General features: G+C 42.4%; 16 protein-coding genes and 1 riboswitch. Of the genes, 8 read left to right on the top strand and 8 right to left on the bottom strand.

All coding sequences use genetic code 11. The features are described from left to right. Positions 1-53 precede the first annotated feature (53 nt). Genes rbsK through deoC form a run of 3 tightly spaced genes read right to left on the bottom strand, consistent with a single transcriptional unit; the run spans position 54 to position 2,708 of the window. Positions 54-1,004, bottom strand: a complete 951-nt coding sequence (rbsK, locus tag AC1EKL_RS02670; RefSeq protein ID WP_480188406.1) for a ribokinase — start codon at positions 1,002-1,004, stop codon at positions 54-56. A 13-nt stretch (positions 1,005-1,017) separates the two neighbouring features. Next, a complete protein-coding gene (locus AC1EKL_RS02665) occupies positions 1,018-2,034 on the bottom strand; it encodes an aldose 1-epimerase family protein (RefSeq protein ID WP_480188407.1) in 1,017 nt (338 codons plus the stop codon). A gap of 20 nt (positions 2,035-2,054) precedes the next feature. Next, positions 2,055-2,708 (bottom strand): deoxyribose-phosphate aldolase, encoded by a 654-nt coding sequence (deoC, locus tag AC1EKL_RS02660; RefSeq protein WP_480188408.1) that lies wholly within the window; start codon positions 2,706-2,708, stop codon positions 2,055-2,057. Positions 2,709-2,860: 152 nt separating this feature from the next. Between deoC and AC1EKL_RS02655 the strand changes: the two genes are divergently transcribed. Beyond that, complete coding sequence (locus AC1EKL_RS02655) at positions 2,861-3,814, top strand: sugar-binding transcriptional regulator (RefSeq protein ID WP_480188409.1); 954 nt, start codon at positions 2,861-2,863, stop codon at positions 3,812-3,814. 81 nt (positions 3,815-3,895) lie between these two features. Here the strand turns inward: AC1EKL_RS02655 and trxA are convergent, their stop codons facing one another. From trxA to AC1EKL_RS02640, 3 genes are read right to left on the bottom strand one after another with little or no spacing between them, the layout of a single operon-like run. Beyond that, the gene (gene trxA, locus AC1EKL_RS02650) at positions 3,896-4,222 is read right to left on the bottom strand and encodes a thioredoxin (protein ID WP_480188410.1); all 327 of its coding nucleotides are present in this window, start codon (positions 4,220-4,222) and stop codon (positions 3,896-3,898) included. Continuing rightward, a complete protein-coding gene (locus tag AC1EKL_RS02645) occupies positions 4,200-4,997 on the bottom strand; it encodes a TerC family protein (protein ID WP_480188411.1) in 798 nt (265 codons plus the stop codon). The genes trxA and AC1EKL_RS02645 overlap by 23 nt, the downstream gene beginning before the upstream one ends. Next, a complete protein-coding gene (locus AC1EKL_RS02640) occupies positions 4,985-5,923 on the bottom strand; it encodes an RluA family pseudouridine synthase (protein ID WP_480188487.1) in 939 nt (312 codons plus the stop codon). Before AC1EKL_RS02640 ends, AC1EKL_RS02645 begins: the two co-directional genes overlap by 13 nt. 87 nt (positions 5,924-6,010) lie before the next feature. Here AC1EKL_RS02640 and AC1EKL_RS02635 point away from each other — a divergent pair, with 87 nt between their 5' ends. The 4 genes from AC1EKL_RS02635 to AC1EKL_RS02620 all read left to right on the top strand — a co-directional run bounded on the left by AC1EKL_RS02635 (position 6,011) and on the right by AC1EKL_RS02620 (position 10,669). Beyond that, positions 6,011-6,931, top strand: a complete 921-nt coding sequence (locus AC1EKL_RS02635) for a magnesium transporter CorA family protein (protein WP_480188412.1) — start codon at positions 6,011-6,013, stop codon at positions 6,929-6,931. Positions 6,932-6,962: 31 nt separating this feature from the next. Further along, positions 6,963-7,060, top strand: a riboswitch (purine riboswitch). A gap of 45 nt (positions 7,061-7,105) precedes the next feature. Continuing rightward, positions 7,106-8,419 carry a nucleobase:cation symporter-2 family protein gene (locus tag AC1EKL_RS02630; RefSeq protein WP_480188413.1) on the top strand — a complete coding sequence of 438 codons (1,314 nt, stop codon included), beginning with the start codon at positions 7,106-7,108 and terminating at the stop codon, positions 8,417-8,419. A gap of 89 nt (positions 8,420-8,508) precedes the next feature. Next, the gene (locus AC1EKL_RS02625) at positions 8,509-9,945 is read left to right on the top strand and encodes a C69 family dipeptidase (RefSeq protein WP_480188414.1); all 1,437 of its coding nucleotides are present in this window, start codon (positions 8,509-8,511) and stop codon (positions 9,943-9,945) included. Between the two features lie 91 nt (positions 9,946-10,036). Next, the gene (locus tag AC1EKL_RS02620; RefSeq protein WP_480188415.1) at positions 10,037-10,669 is read left to right on the top strand and encodes a DUF975 family protein; all 633 of its coding nucleotides are present in this window, start codon (positions 10,037-10,039) and stop codon (positions 10,667-10,669) included. Positions 10,670-10,700: 31 nt separating this feature from the next. Here AC1EKL_RS02620 and AC1EKL_RS02615 read toward each other — a convergent pair whose 3' ends face one another. Beyond that, positions 10,701-11,357 (bottom strand): histidine phosphatase family protein, encoded by a 657-nt coding sequence (locus AC1EKL_RS02615; RefSeq protein ID WP_480188488.1) that lies wholly within the window; start codon positions 11,355-11,357, stop codon positions 10,701-10,703. 119 nt (positions 11,358-11,476) lie between these two features. Between AC1EKL_RS02615 and AC1EKL_RS02610 the strand changes: the two genes are divergently transcribed. The 3 genes from AC1EKL_RS02610 to AC1EKL_RS02600 all read left to right on the top strand — a co-directional run bounded on the left by AC1EKL_RS02610 (position 11,477) and on the right by AC1EKL_RS02600 (position 14,683). Then, entirely contained in the window at positions 11,477-11,737 is a 261-nt protein-coding gene (locus AC1EKL_RS02610; protein ID WP_480188416.1) for a hypothetical protein, read from the top strand. 105 nt (positions 11,738-11,842) lie between these two features. Further along, positions 11,843-13,972: an LTA synthase family protein gene (locus AC1EKL_RS02605; protein WP_480190192.1), complete on the top strand. Its 2,130-nt coding sequence runs from the start codon at positions 11,843-11,845 to the stop codon at positions 13,970-13,972. Positions 13,973-14,017: 45 nt separating this feature from the next. Continuing rightward, entirely contained in the window at positions 14,018-14,683 is a 666-nt protein-coding gene (locus tag AC1EKL_RS02600) for an NAD(P)H-dependent oxidoreductase (RefSeq protein WP_480188418.1), read from the top strand. Positions 14,684-14,758: 75 nt separating this feature from the next. On the opposite strand, the gene AC1EKL_RS02595 is transcribed toward AC1EKL_RS02600, so the two are convergent. Then, a complete protein-coding gene (locus tag AC1EKL_RS02595; protein WP_480188419.1) occupies positions 14,759-15,754 on the bottom strand; it encodes an NAD(P)/FAD-dependent oxidoreductase in 996 nt (331 codons plus the stop codon). Between the last annotated feature and the right edge of the window lie 145 nt (positions 15,755-15,899).

Genomic DNA, 15,899 nt, shown 5'->3' with positions numbered 1-15,899 from the left:
TCTAAAAAAAGAGAAGCACGTTCGCTATTGTTGTGCTTCTCTTTAAAACAACGTTATGCACCAACTAATTCATCGGTGACGTCGATTCCCAACTTCCGTTGCAAAGCTGGTAATTCCTTGGCAGTCGGGTATGAGGTTTGACTACCGGCACGAGTGACCGTAACGGCAGCATATGCGTTCGCATGCTTGAGTGCCGTGCTGATATCTTCACCTTGTGTGTAGTAGTGGGAGAAGGCACCAACAAACGAGTCACCTGCACCAATTGAATCTACTGCATCCACTTTGTATGACGGAATCAATTCTTCATGATCCTTGCTTACCCAGAGTGCGCCCCGGGAACCAATTGTAACAATCACGTTTTTAACTCCCAGATCAACGAGCTTATGAGCGGCCGCCTTAATTTGATCAATTGTATCAATTGGCATCTTGGTCAAACGGCCTAATTCCGTTTCATTTGGTGAATAGAACTCACACATTGCCACATGCTGAATGTCAATATGGTCATTAGCCGGTGCTGGGTTGAGCATTACTGGTACCCCATATTCATGCGCTATTTCAATTGCCCGGTAGTCAGTTTCAAGTGAAATTTCTTGTTGGAGAACAATCAACTTCGAATTTTTAATAATATCGCGGTAGTCTTCCAGCACATCTGGTGTCAATTCACTATTGGCACCTTGCACAATAATAATGCTGTTCATGTTCCCTTGAATGAAGCACGGCGCAACCCCGTTACTCTTTTTACCAACACTAACTCCGGCAACATCAATACCGCTTTCTTTAAAGTGCTTTAGATACTCACGACCCAGCATATCGGAACCAACTTTGGAAATCATTGCCACGTTAGATCCCAATTGTGAGGCCGCATAGGCTTGGTTTGCACCTTTGCCCCCAAAGGCCATGTGAAAATCAGGTGCCGCCACAGTTTCACCAAGTTTTGGCATCCGATCAATATCTGTTGAAAGTTCCATCATGTTGGAACCAATTACTGTAATGTCGTGAGTCATCTTCTACACCCTCCTATTTTTCGAGTCCAGTTACAACGTGGAAGTCTTTTTCTTCACCTGGTTGGAGCATGATTAATGTACCAGCCTTCTTCGCAGCCGCTTGACCTTCTGGGGTACACGTTCCTGGAAGACAGTAAGCAGCAACTTGTTGGTCAGCATTGTAGAGAATCCAACGAGTAACAATTGGCAAGTTTTCTGTCTCATAAGTTGTCAAGAAGTTATGACCATTTCCTAAGTCCATCCGGAATTCTGCTTTATCTGTGTACTTCCGTAAATCTTTAGAGAAGAAGACGATTTCTGGGTCATAGTGACTGGCATCGTCCAATTTATCAATCATCTTGCCACTCTTCTCCAGTTCATCCGTAAACTTAGTCCATTCAGGAGTTGGGTGAACGTGATCAGGTACTGAAGTCCGTAATTGGAAAGCTTCGTCTGGAATGTTAGAAGTCATCACGGCGTTGTCAACATAGGCATAGCAGAGGTGGCACATGTATTGTAAGGTCATTGGTGCACAGCCAGATAAGTTCTTAACGTGTTGACGAATATCGAATAAGCCACTGTCTTTGTGCATTGTGACTGATGGCTTTTCAATATAGTGGTCACCGAAGCCCTTGATGTATTCGTAGTCGCTTTGCACAGTGATGGTATCATCGCCAATTTCTAAGTAAGCGTGGTCCATCCGTGCAGTGGCTGCTTCCCCATGTTGTACATGGTGATCTTCTGGACCAGGGTTACCATTGGCTAGTAAACCAGAAGTAAATTCAAAGGCACCATAGGTATCAGCAATTTGCTTTCCCCAGTGAGGCTGCTTAAAACCATCCTTTTCCTTTAAGTTAATGCCATCAAATACGGCATCCCAAATGATCAAACCATAAAATGGTAATAATGTTAGGTAACCACGACTGTTGGAAACCTTTAAAGCTTCGATACCATCGGGAAATTTATACGTTTCTGCCTTAAAATTGTCGTCTTCATAAAGGAGATACTTGGCATCAGAGAACATTGCATGACTTAAATTAAAACGTTTCATGATTTTTCACCTTCGTTTAATTATTCCTTACCAATAATTGCCATACTGTGGCTGACCCCTAAGCGAGTTGCCCCGGCATCAATCATTGCTTGTGCTTCTTCGGCACTGTGAATCCCACCGGAAGCCTTAACGGCCGTGTTGCTGCCCTTGACTGCAGCTGACATTAATTCAACTGCATGAACGGTGGCACCTTCAGTAGAAAAGCCAGTGGAAGTCTTTACAAAGTCAGCCCCGGTTTTAGCAACAATTTCCGAAGCCTTGGTAATTTCATCATCGGTTAAGAGACAGGTTTCAATGATAACTTTGACAACTTTATTTGCTGCGTGCCCGGCATCCACAACTGCTTGAATGTCTTTTTCAACCTTATCGTAATGACCAGACTTCATTTCACCAATGTTCATTACCATGTCTAATTCATCAACACCATTGTCAATGGCATCTTGTGCTTCTGCGACCTTAATCTTGGTGGTGTTCGCACCGAGAGGGAATCCAATCACGCAAGCAGTCTTAACATCAGTCCCGGCAACTGCCTTGTGCGTCTTAGCAACCCAGTATGGGTTAATCATCACAGTGTGGAAGTGATTATCAATTGCTTGCTTAATCACCGTGTCAACTTGTTCTTCAGTAGCGTCAGGTGCTAATAATGTGTGATCAATGTACTTGTTAAATTCCATAACTAATTGTCCTCCTCAACAATCTTTATGATTGCGTTTTCATTTCTTGAATACGCTTTCATGTTAACCCTTGCTTTTACATTTGTAAATAACTAAAATGAAAAATAGTAAAAAATAGTAAAAATAAATACTCGTTAGCGGGGGTGAAACCAATGGTCACTACAAATAAAAATGCCGCCCAATTAAAGGCGGCCGTTACGGTTAGTCGGTTGTATTACATTGATAAAATCAGTCAAACAGCAATTGCAAAAAAGTTAGCTTTATCCCGGCCCACGGTTTCACGCCTCCTTCAGCTGGCTCAAGATCAAAATATCGTTCAAATTACCATTAATAATCCATTTGAACAGGTTTCCAGTCTGCCACAAAAACTAGTCCAAAAATACCATCTCAAAAAAGTCTTAGTGGCTGACCAAGTCGGCGACTCCTACCAAAGTATTTTGAATCAAATCGGCGAACTCGCTGCCAATTACTTAGGCACGATCGTCGAGGACAACGATACCATTGGGCTGACTTGGGGAACCACCATGGCAGCGATTGCTAAGTACCTTCAGCCAAGTACGAAAAAGAACGTCCAAACGGTTTATCTCAAAGGAACTGTGTCTAATTCATCACGAAATAACTATTCGAGCATTATTACTCAGCAATTTAATACCTCGTTCCACACGCAGACAGAGATCCTGCCCGTCCCAGTGATTTTTGATAACCAAAAGACTCGTGATCTCGTGCTCCAGGATCAATTCATTAAACGCATTATTAAGCAGGGTCAGAATGCCCAAATTGCTCTCTTTACGGTTGGTACTACCCGGCCCGAAGCGATGCTTTTTCAACTTGGCTACTTCACACAGCAGCAAATTAATTTTTTAGAGGCCCATGCAGTTGGTGATATTCTCTCTCAATTCATTACTAAAAATGGGACTATTGCTGCACCTCAAATCGCCCAACGGACTGTCTCATTACCACTTGCGGATCTCAAACATAAACGCCAATCTATCTTAGTCGCTGGTGGAATTGAAAAATTACCAGCAATTCATGCGGCCTTAACTGGTGGTTACGCGAACGTTTTAATTACAGATTTAAATAATGCGGAAAAATTATTGGAAATGTGATTTTATGCCATCGTTTAAATTCATATTAAAAACAGCCTTTCAAAAACGAAACCCGTTTCCAAAAGACTGTTGTTGTTCAAATTACTGATCGTTTTCTCCCAATTTTCGTTCAAAATAGTGACTAAGTTGGGCGGCATTGTAAAAGCCCGTCACCTTTTCCTTCGCTTGCCCATCCCGAAACAGGACGAGACTCGGAATACTCATCACTTTGTATCGTTGTGGAATTTCCTTATTATCATCAACATTAAATTTGACGAATTGAATTCGATCGCCATATTTTTGGGCCATTTCTTCCATTACCGGCGCCATCATTTTACATGGTCCACACCAGGGTGCCCAGAAATCAACGACTGTCAGCTTACCCGCGGTTAACTGGTCAAAATTATCAATGGTGGCTTCGATCATCACTATCATCCTCCTTTACTTGTGGTTGCTCACCCTTGCCCTTCGGATTTCGAATAAAGTGAACAATAAAGGTTGCAATAAATACCCCAACTATGAAAATCCCAAACTGTCCCGAGGGAATCTCAATATCAATCATTGGAATCGTCAAGAAGAGTTTAATTGCAATCAAGAAAATTAAGACATATGCCATTGGCTCTAGTTCTGGAATCTTACGCATTAAGCGCATAATAATTTCAGCCACTCCCCGCATACAGGCAATCCCGATAAAACCACCAATCAAAACAATGACGGGATTTGACGAAACGGCTAATGATGCCAGAACCGAATCGATTGAGAACACAATATCAATAAATTCAATTTGAGCGACAACTGCCCAAAATCTTTTCCGACCAGTTAATCCCGCTGCACGACTCTTTCGTTGCCGACGATGGTGCTGTCCGGTTAGTTGATTCTTAAAGAAACGGTATGACAGATACATCAGGTAAATTGCCCCAAGGACCTTGATTTCCCAAAAATTGATTAGAAATGTCCCAATTCCAATAATTAAAAAGCGGAAAAGGTAGGACCCCCAAATACCATAAAATAGTGACTCTTCTTGTTCCTTTAACGTTGGCAGAACTCTGGTTTGGGCAGCCAGAACAATGGCGTTGTCAACAGACAGCAGACATTCAATTAATACTAGCGATAAAATGATTAGCCAGTCCTGACCGGACTCAACAACAGTTAACCAATTATGACCATCAAAAAACGGTCCATAGAGTTCCCCTAAAAGTGACAATTAATATCCCCCTTATATTCTTTCTGGTCATATTTTACCAGAGCCGGCGGAAAATAGTTAGGGAGGGGAGCGTAAATTTCACGTAAAGTTTGCTTAAACGGCACCACTAACTGCTGAGCGATCCCATGGAGGAGCATCCGTGAATAAGGTCGACCATTGTATAAGGGATCACCGACAATTGGGTGCCCACTATGGGCTAAGTGGACCCGAATTTGGTGTGTCCGTCCCGTCTGCAATTGTAACTGGACCAAACTTAAATTATCAGATGTTTGTAGTACCTGATAATTTGTTAATGCTGGCTTGGCCTTTAAACCATTAACGCATCGTTTTCGCTGATCAGTCGGATCGAAACCAATTGGCCAGCTAAATCGCCCGCACTTTTTGGCAAGGGTTCCTTCGACGACGGCAACATAGCGCCGATGAATCTTTCCAGCCGCAATATAGCGATCGAGGATGGGCACCACCACTGGATTTTTTGCGACAATCACTGCCCCACTAGTGGCTTGGTCAATCCGGTGCACCATGTAAGCCGCTGCAGAACTGTCTTGCAAGTAGCCCGCCACGTCATTCATTAATGTTCCCGTTTCTAACGGCTTGTTGGGGTGTGTCTTCTGTCCCGCGGGCTTATTAACAACCAGTAGATCACGGTTTTCAAAAAGAACGTCCAGCATTGGTGATGGTGTCGGCCGATAATTAGAAGTTGGCGTTCGAAACTCGTCTCCAGCAAAATTAAGCGTAACCTGCTCACCCGGCGCCACTGGCTCATTCATATTCCGGTAGGTTCCGTTAATTAACACTTGACGCCGAACCCGTAAATAATGAACTAGTCTACTTGGAAGCGCCCATTGCCGCTGGAGTAAGTAGCGGACCGAGCATCGTTCTTGTTGTGGAGTCAATTGTTCCCTTATTATCCACCGTGGTTTTATCAAAAGATTCTCCTCATTTCTACTTCAATCCTGATATTATAATAGCGTATAATAAACGATAAGTAATTAATTTGTGGAGGTGAAATTGTGCTTAGTTCAGTTAAAATTAACGATCATGGTTACTGGGTCAGTGTCTTTGAACCGCTTCCCAACGAACGGGAAGCCTTGTTTGAAAAGTATGAAGTGACTCAGGAATTACTGGATTACGCAATCGACCCTTACGAAAAAGCCCGGGTGGAAGGCGATCCTGACGCTGGATTAACTCTTTTAATTTTCGATGTTTATGTCCCAACTCACGAATTATCGGCCCCACAAACCGCGCCAATTGGCATTATGTTGACTACCAATAATGTGCTCACCTTCACTAACGCACAAACCAACTTCGTTAATGGTATCATTGCCCGTCAACTTGAGAAGCTCAAGCAACGGGATAGTCAAACCGATCAGTTTGACTTTATTTTGCCGATTTTATATCAACTTTCGACGGCGTACTTTGGTCCCATCCGCCGGGCTGATCAACAACGACGAGAAATTCAACGAAATCTGCAAAAGCATACTGAACGAAAAGCCATCACCGAATTCATGGAAATCGAAACCGGTTTGGTCTATATTTTGACTTCCTTACAGGGAAATGTCTCCTTGCTGCAAGAATTCAAACGCCGATTTAACCACCTGATGACGCGCAAGCAACGTAACGATCTCGATGATGTCATTGTCGAAGCCCAACAGGGACTTGAAATGGCCCAGATGACTTCGGATGTGTCGGCCCGCGTTTCCGATGCATACAGTAAGGTTCTAGATAGTAACCTAAACCAAGCCATGAAATTTTTAACTGTTTATTCCATTGTCCTGGCAATCCCACCAATTGTTTCCGGCTTTTATGGTGAAAATGTCAAAACCTTACCGTTCGCTCAAAACGACTTTGCATGGCAAATCACCATTATTATCACATTAATTTTGATGGCACTTTCCATCTGGTTCGCTTTTAACCGCCATTGGTGGAAATAATCATTGAGATTGTTCGTTAATTATGCTAAGATACTTACAATTAAATATTGCCTATATATTTCCGTAATATGGCCGGACGTTTCTACCTCATGCCGTAAATATGAGACTATAAGCATCGTTACAATGAACGGGTCCACCACATGGGGCCCGTTTTTTATTTCAGGGAGGATTATCTTGACACAACAAACCATTCAGCCTGCACCAACTACTAATTTTGGAAAGAACCTCATCCTTGGTTTTCAACACCTTTTGGCAATGTATTCCGGAGACGTTTTAGTTCCATTATTGATTGGTAATTTCTTACATTTTTCAACTGCCCAAATGACGTACCTCGTTTCCATTGACATCTTTATGTGTGGAATTGCCACCCTACTTCAACTCCATCGCACACCACTCATGGGAATTGGTTTACCAGTCGTTCTTGGTTGTGCTGTCCAGTCGGTTGCCCCTCTGGAATCCATCGGTAGCAAGATGGGCATTACTTACATGTATGGGGCCATTATTTGTGCCGGAATCTTCATCTTTTTAATTGCTGGCTACTTCGCTAAAATGAAAAAACTATTTCCGCCAGTTGTAACTGGATCGCTCATTACTGTAATTGGCTTCACGTTAGTACCCGTTGGTTTTCAAAATCTTGGTGGTGGGACCGCCACTGCGAAATCATTCGGGAGTCCGCAAAACCTCGTCATCGGCTTTTTAACAATTATCGTGATCGTGCTCATTAACCGCTTTGGTAAGGGCTTCATCAAATCGATCGCAATCTTACTCGGTATTTTAATCGGTTCCTTTGCGGCCGCAGCATGGGGAATGGTTTCTACCCAGCCTGTTACCAGCGCCGCTTGGTTTCACCTCCCCCGCTTTTTCTACTTTGGTGTACCAGCATTTAACTCTGGGGCAATTATTACTATGATTCTGGTGGCCCTCACCACCATGATCGAATCCACCGGAGTTTACTTTGCCCTTGCCGAAGCCACGCACCAAAAGATTACCGAAAATGATATGAAACGTGGTTACCGTGCAGAAGGGATTGCTGCCATTTTGGGTGGTCTTTTCAATACCTTTCCATATTCAACTTTCTCTCAAAACGTCGGGGTCCTGAAGATGTCAGGCGTACGGTCACGACGGCCCGTTTATTACGCTGCGGTCTTATTACTAATCCTGGGTTTACTTCCCAAAGCCGGGGCATTAGCCACGATGATTCCCGATCCAGTTCTTGGTGGTGCGATGGTCGTTATGTTTGGAATGGTCGGCATTCAAGGGATGCAAATTCTTCACAAGGTTGATTTCTCCAAAAACAGTAATTTAATGGTGGCCTCACTATCAATTGGCCTCGGACTAGGTGTCACGGCCTATCCGCAAATCTTTCAACACCTCAACACAGAATTACAAATTATCTTGGGTAACGGAGTTGTGATGGGAAGTCTGGCGGCAGTAGTTCTAAACCTCATTCTTAATTTTGACGAATTTAAAAATTCAACGAAAGATTAATATTTACTAACACTCCTTATTTTTCGATCACCAAGCTATTAAAGGCGTATAATAGTTTTTGTACAGATCTAACTAAAGGAGTGTTTTTTATGGACAAATTTAATCGACTCAGCTCTGATTGTACGGCGATCATTGTCGGCAAGAAGGCTTCCATTGATGGTTCGACAATCATCGCGCGGGATGAAGACGCACATACAGCAATCAATACCAAGAAGTTTGTAGTTGTCCCCTCCCAAGATTATGATCTCACTTACGAATCAAAATACACCGGTCTTAAAGTACCAGTAAAGGGTCATGGATACCGGTACACTGCTACCCCAAATGGTAATCCAAGTGAAGGTGACTGGTTTGAAGCCGGGATTAACGAACAAAACGTGGCAATGTCCGCGACTGAAACTGAATTGACAAATCCACGGGTGCTTGGTCACGATCCATTGGTTGAAAATGGAATTGCTGAAGACGCGATGGTCACATTAGTTTTGCCATTCGTTAACAGTGCCCGAGAAGGGGTTCAACGATTAGGTAGTTTAATTGAAAAATACGGAACCGCTGAAACTAACGGGATTGCATTTAGTGATCAAAATGAAGTTTGGTATATGGAGACTGCTGGTGGTCACCAATGGGTTGCTCAACGGCTCCCCGATGACGCATATGCCATCTGTCCAAACATCATGGTAATCGAAAACATTGAATTTGATGATAAGGACAACTTCATGTATGCCGCTGGGATTCGTGATTTTGTTGAGAAATACCACTTAAATCCAAATCCGCTTGACTTTAACTTCCGCAATATCTTTGGTTCCCAAAATGAAGCAGATAGTTACTACAACACCCCACGGACTTGGTATGGTCAAAGACTGTTTAACCCGAGTGTTGAACAAGAACCAACTAGTCAAAATATGCCGTTCTGCCGCAAACCAGAAAAGAAAATTGCCATTGAAGATGTCCAGTTCTTCCTTAGCTCCCACTACAATGGCACGCAATACGATCCATTTGGTACTCACTCGTCCGGAAGCGAAGAGGATCAACAAAAGTTCCGTTCAATTGCTCTGGATCGAAACCAAAGTTCTTGCATTCTCCAATTACGGAATGATGTCCCAGCAAATATGGCGGCGATCCAATGGATTGCGTTTGGCTTCTACTGCTATAGTCCATACGTTCCGTTCTATGCAAACATCGTTGATACACCAGCTAATTACAAGTTTGCTCCGGACAAGTTCAACCTGGACAGTGCTTATTGGATGTACAAATTACTACCGGTTATCATCGAACCGAAGTATCACCAATTTATCAACCAAGTTAATGCTTACCGGGATGATGCCCAAAGCTACGTTGTTGGTCGTTTAGACGAAGTGGATGAACAAGCTAAAAACCTTTCCGGTGACGAATTGCAAGAGTTCTTAACAAACGAAAATATTAAGACGACCGATCACGTCACTGAAAAGACCACTGATTTAATCGATCAGCTCATTCACCAAACTTTATTATCATCTAAAATTGCCTTTAACTTAGGCGATGGGCTTTAAAATTAAACATTGATAATTGGAAAAGCTACGGTTGAAGTGGCTTTTCCTTTTTTGTATACTCAATGATAACAATTGGAGGAGTGATTGATTTATGGATAGATCAAAACTAAAACAAACTGCTTTGCTCTTGTTAAGGGGTAATTGGGAATGGGCAGTGATTTTATCATTATTAACCGCCATCATTGGAGGCTTGATTGCGGGCGCTACTAGAGGAATTGGCTCAATTATTGCTGGCTTAATTACTGCCGGATATGCCTTTACTTTTCTGGATCTGGTAGCGGGTAAAAAAGAAACCAACTACTTTTCTGCAATGTTTTCAGCATTTACCAACAGCCGACTGCTCCCGGTTTTTCTAACATGGTTATTGCAAACCATCTTTGTTTTACTATGGACGATCTTGCTGATTGTGCCAGGCATTATTAACTCACAGGCCTTTTTTATCGCCAAGGACATGGTTGATTCTGGGCGGGAAGTTCAAGCTACCGAAGCGATCACCAAGAGTAAGCAATTGATGGATGGTCATAAGTGGGAATTTTTTGTCTTACAGCTTAGTTTTCTGGGCTGGGCTATTCTGTGCATCTTTACCTGTGGAATTGGGTTCCTCTGGTTACGTCATTACATGCAAACCACAAACGCCCTTTATTATCGTCAATTAGCCAAGAATCGATTCCGGACATCTGCAGCAGACGCTACTGAAATGACTAACAATCTTGAAACGATGTAAATAGAAAAGGCACGCAAACTGCGTGCCTTTTTTATTTTTGATTATAAAAAGCGACTTGAATATCATCATCCGTCATGATTAATTTCGAGAGGCTGCCATTATCAGGGCGTTTTGTAACGTCATATTTTCCCTGTCCATAACGCTCAATCAAACTTAAGCAAGTATTACCATGACTCACCCAAAGAACATTCGCATCTGCTGGTAATTTTGCTTCACGAATTAATTTAATTCCCTGGTCCATCCGCTGCCAATACTGCTGATTATTTTCCGCATGGTGGAATGGATCAGCATCATGCAACCAATCTTTAGCCATCCCGATCGAATGTTTTGTTACAATCTCTTGAAACGTTTTGAGGCCATGGGGTGCTCCTGCTAAGTACCACGCCTGATCCATATTCGTCCCTTCATACACCCCGTAAAATTCCTCCCGGAAAAAGGGTGACACAATCGGTGCTTTGATCGAAGCAGCTTCATTCAGATTCAAAATGGTTTGACACGTTTCTTCCGCCCGCGGTAAATCCGAACAGAATGCCGCATCAAAATGAACGTTTTTCAACCGTTCGGCCGCCTGGCGAGCATCCGCTTTCCCCTGATCAGTCAGTGGTGAATTACTCCATCCCTGCAGCTTATTATAAATGTTGTAGTAGGTTTGCCCGTGACGAACCAGATAGATATTTCGTTTCATAATTTCCGCAACCTCCCTTATTTAAATTCATTCTACCACCCGATTTAAGAATCACTTACTAAATCGGGCATACTTTCTTCACAATTGCCAATTACTATAACAGTATGAAGGGAATGATTTTAATGAAATTAAGACAACCAAATCGTCAGACTGATATTGCTGCCGCCCAGATTATTAGTATGTCCAAGACCCACGTGGTCGTTAAAACGGAACAAGGACGGATCCTGCGCCTCTCCCTTTCACCACAACACCAACGGGACCAAGTTTTCCGTGCTGCCCTAAAAGATATTTGGCATAACAAAATTTGGATCCCGGTCAATACAAAATTACGGCAACTTTTCCGCTATGATTGGCTAACGGAGCCGGTCATGATTGATGATTAAGATTATGCAACAATTTAGGGTGGAACGCTTCTCAATAGCAGAATGTGTTAAAATAGGGATCGTTTAATTACCAACAACATTCTGGAACTGCGAGGAAATCACCTAATGAAAAAAATAGGTCAACTTGTGGACACCCGGATCGGCTTTTGCGGTCTCCTGGTCGTCCTTTTTTGGTTGAAGACGTTAATCGCGTACTTCACAGATTTTAAATTAGGGGCATCTGGAATCATCCAGTACGCAATTTTACTAATCAACCCCTTAGCAACGACAATCTTCCTATTTAGTCTCGCCTTTTATTTTAAACGGTCCCGGTTTTTCTACCCGGTATTGATGGGACTAGATATTCTTAATACGTTACTTTTATATCTCAACGTTATCTACTATCGAGAGTTCACCGACTTTATGACGGTCGCCACCATGACCGGCTATTCGAAGGTCAATCAAGGGCTCAGTGGTAGTTCATTAGCATTGACAAACGTCCATGATTTATTATATTGGGCCGATATTGTCGTAATCCTTTTGTTGATGCTCTTTCGTAAAATTAAGTTTGATCCCCGTGCCATTAGTAACCGCTTAGCCTTTTCATTTACCTCATTATCGGTATTGATGTTTGGCTTAAACTTAATGGTCGCGGAATTTAACCGTCCCCAATTCTTAGGGCGGACCTTTGATCGCTCATACATTGTTAAGTATTTAGGAATTGATGCTTTTACTGGTTACGATTTAGCTAAGTCTCAACATATCGATAATATGCGCAAAAGTGCGACCCGTTCTGAATTAACTTCTGTCAAGAAATTCACCGATCAGCACTTTGCGCCGGCTAACTCCAAAATGTTTGGAATTGCCAAGGGCCGGAATGTGATTGTCATTCACTTAGAAAGTTTTCAACAATTTTTGATCGACAAGAAAATTAACGGCCAAGAGGTTACTCCCTTCCTAAATTCACTTTATCACGGCAATGATACCTACGCTTTTGATAACTTTTTCCATCAAGTGGGCCAAGGAAAGACCTCTGATGCGGAAAATATGCTAGAAACCAGTACCTTCGGTTTACCGCAAGGGTCATTATTTGCTACATTGGGTAGTGATAACACCTTTGAAGCTGCGCCCGCAATTTTGAACCAACGTGCTGGATATACCAGTGCGGTTTCCCACGGTAACGTAGCTAGTTTCTGGAACCGTAATAACGTTTATAAGAATCTCGGTTTCCAATACTTCTTTGATGCCAGTTACTATGATACTTCTGGTGATAAAGCCATGGGATATGGATTGAAGGATAAATTGCTCTTTGCAAACTCGATTAAGTATCTCCAGACGCTTCAGCAGCCTTTCTATGTAAAGTTTTTGACTGTTTCTAACCACTTCCCATTTACCATTGACGATGAGGATAAGGATTCTAACTTCCAAACAACTAACACCGGTGATTCAACTGTTGATGGTTACTTCGAAACTGCGCACTACCTTGATCAATCACTCCAGGAATTCTTTGCCTACCTGCAAAAGACAGGCCTCGATAAGAAGTCCATTATCATGATTTATGGTGACCACTACGGCATTTCTAATTCAGCTAACAAAAGTCTTGCCAGTGTCTTGGGCAAGAGCGCTGATACATGGACAGACTTTGACAATGCCCAACTCCAACGGGTTCCAATGATGTTTGTAATCCCGGGATCTGGCGGTCATGGTGGTATTTCACATACTTATGGTGGTGAAATTGATGTCTTACCAACTCTCCTCCACCTACTCGGCATTAGTTCTAAACGCTACATTATGTTTGGAACCGACCTCTTTAGTTCTAGACATAGTCAGACAGTTGCCTTCCGGAATCACGACTTTGTAACGCCTAAATACACAAGTATTAGCGGGACAATTTATGATAATCAAACCGGTAAAGAAGCCCACTTGACTAAGGCACAACAGAAATGGCTCAAAAAGCAAGCGCAGCTCGTCAACAAGGAGTTAAGTCTTTCAGACTCCTTAAATGAAAAGAATTTACTACGCTTTTACACACCAAAGGGCTTCAAGAAGGTTAATCCAAAGAATTATAATTACTCCAACGGTCTTAAGAAGGCTAAAGCAATTGAAAAGAAGAAGGGTAATCGTTCTACCAGTATCTATAGTGAAAATGGTAATCAGTCTACCGTCAGTGACTACTCCACCAATGCTCCAGAACAGAATCACTCACGAACTGATTCTAACCGGATCAAGATTACTAATCCCGATGGAAATAATTAATTTCCCAGGAAATACCTCAGTGTTCTTGAAAGGAGATCATCAAAAATGGATAAACCAGAAATTCAACAATTGCTAATTCAAAACGCCCATCGTCGGTATGCCACCAAAAAGTACCGCGCTGGTCAACATATCCCAAACGATGATTGGCAAACCATTCTCGAAGTTGGACGTTTATCACCGAGTTCTTTCGGGTATGAACCCTGGAAATTCTTGTTAATAAACAATCGACACGACCAAGAAGCAATTAAACCGTTTGCGTGGGGTGCCGCAAACAGTATTAACGGCGCTGATAAATTGTTAGTCATTCTCGCATATAAAAACGTGACTTACGATAGTCACTACGTTCAACATTTGGTTGATGATATTAAACATAAGAACTATTCACCAACCTCTGCCGTTTCTCAAAAGTTCAAGAAATTTCAAGAACAAGATTTGGGTCTTAAAAATTCTCATGATGTTTTTGAATGGTCGGTTCGGCAGTGTTACATTGCAATGGCGAATATGATGACTGCTGCGGCAGCACTAGATATTGATTCTTGTCCAATTGAAGGCTTTAACTATGCGCAAATGAACCAATACCTTGCTGATCACCATTACATGGATCCAGAAGAATGGGGCGTTGCCGTCATGGTCAGCTTTGGTTACCGTGATCAGGAAATTACTCCGAAAGTCCGGCAACCATTATCCGATATCTACCAAGAATTAAATTAATCCCTACAAAATAACGACCTAGAGTGGTTCAGTCCATTCTAGATCGTTATTTATTTTCTTGATCATTAACCATTCTTATTTAATCTTCATCGATGAGCTGTGCGTCGCCATCCGTTTATCGGGATAGAGCCGTCTTGCCAAATCATTGATTGCTAAAGGAGCCTCACCCAGACCAGTTGCAATCAACGGTACTTTCCCAGGATAAGTATTTCCGTCCCCAATTGCGTAGACCCCTTCAATACTGGTCATCATGGTAGAATCGACTTTAATTAAATGCCGCTCCGTTGCTAAATCCAATGACCATTCGTTTAAAGCCGCGTTATTCGACGTAAATCCATAATTGACAACCACTTGGTCCACGTTCAGCAGAGTTTCTTCATCACTCCGCATCTTTTTTAGCTGTAAAGTAATTGTCCCATCCTCAGTTTGACTAATCTTCTTCGGTAAAAATGGGGTCTGTAAATGCACCTGTGATTTTTGTAACTGCGTTAACGTTGCTGGTAACCCCCGAAATTGGTCACGACGGTGAACTAAATACACTTCGCTTGCCAACGGTTCCAACATTAAGGCCATATCCATTGCTGAATTACCACCACCGAGAACTGCAACCCGTTGATTCTTGAACTGAGCTTTATGTTGAATAAAGTAATTAATCCGCTGTTCATCAATCTGTTCAATTCCTTCTACTTTGAATGGTCGTGGCGCAAAGGCACCATTCCCCATCGCAATCACAATCGCTTTGGAACGAAAAGTCCCCCGATTACTAATGATCGTAAAGTAGCCATCCTGGTCTTTAACGACTTCCGTCACTTTCGTTGATAACTGATAGTTAATCTTAGCATGACCTAGCTGTTCTTCTAAATCACTAATTAACTGTGCTCCTGTCACCCCCGCTTTACCAGCAACATCCCAAATTTGCTTTTCCGGGTATAACGCGCGCACCTGTCCACCTAATTGGGGTAACGCTTCAATTAATTGTGTATCTAATTCGTGCAATCCAGCATAAAAGGCGGCAAACATTCCTGCGGGTCCTCCGCCGATTACACTAACGTCATGAAGTTGGTCTGTCATCTCATCATTCTCCCTTATTAATCTGTAACTCATTTTATCATCATTGTATCATGTTCATTGCTAACGAATAATCCGAACATCGAAAACGCTACCGCTTGGTTTCGATTGTCTTTTCTCTATTAGTCGCTTAAAATAAAAGTATATT

This window comes from Limosilactobacillus sp. C0001E2 (assembly GCF_056590915.1).
This window is presented reverse-complemented; position numbering and strand designations above follow the sequence as displayed.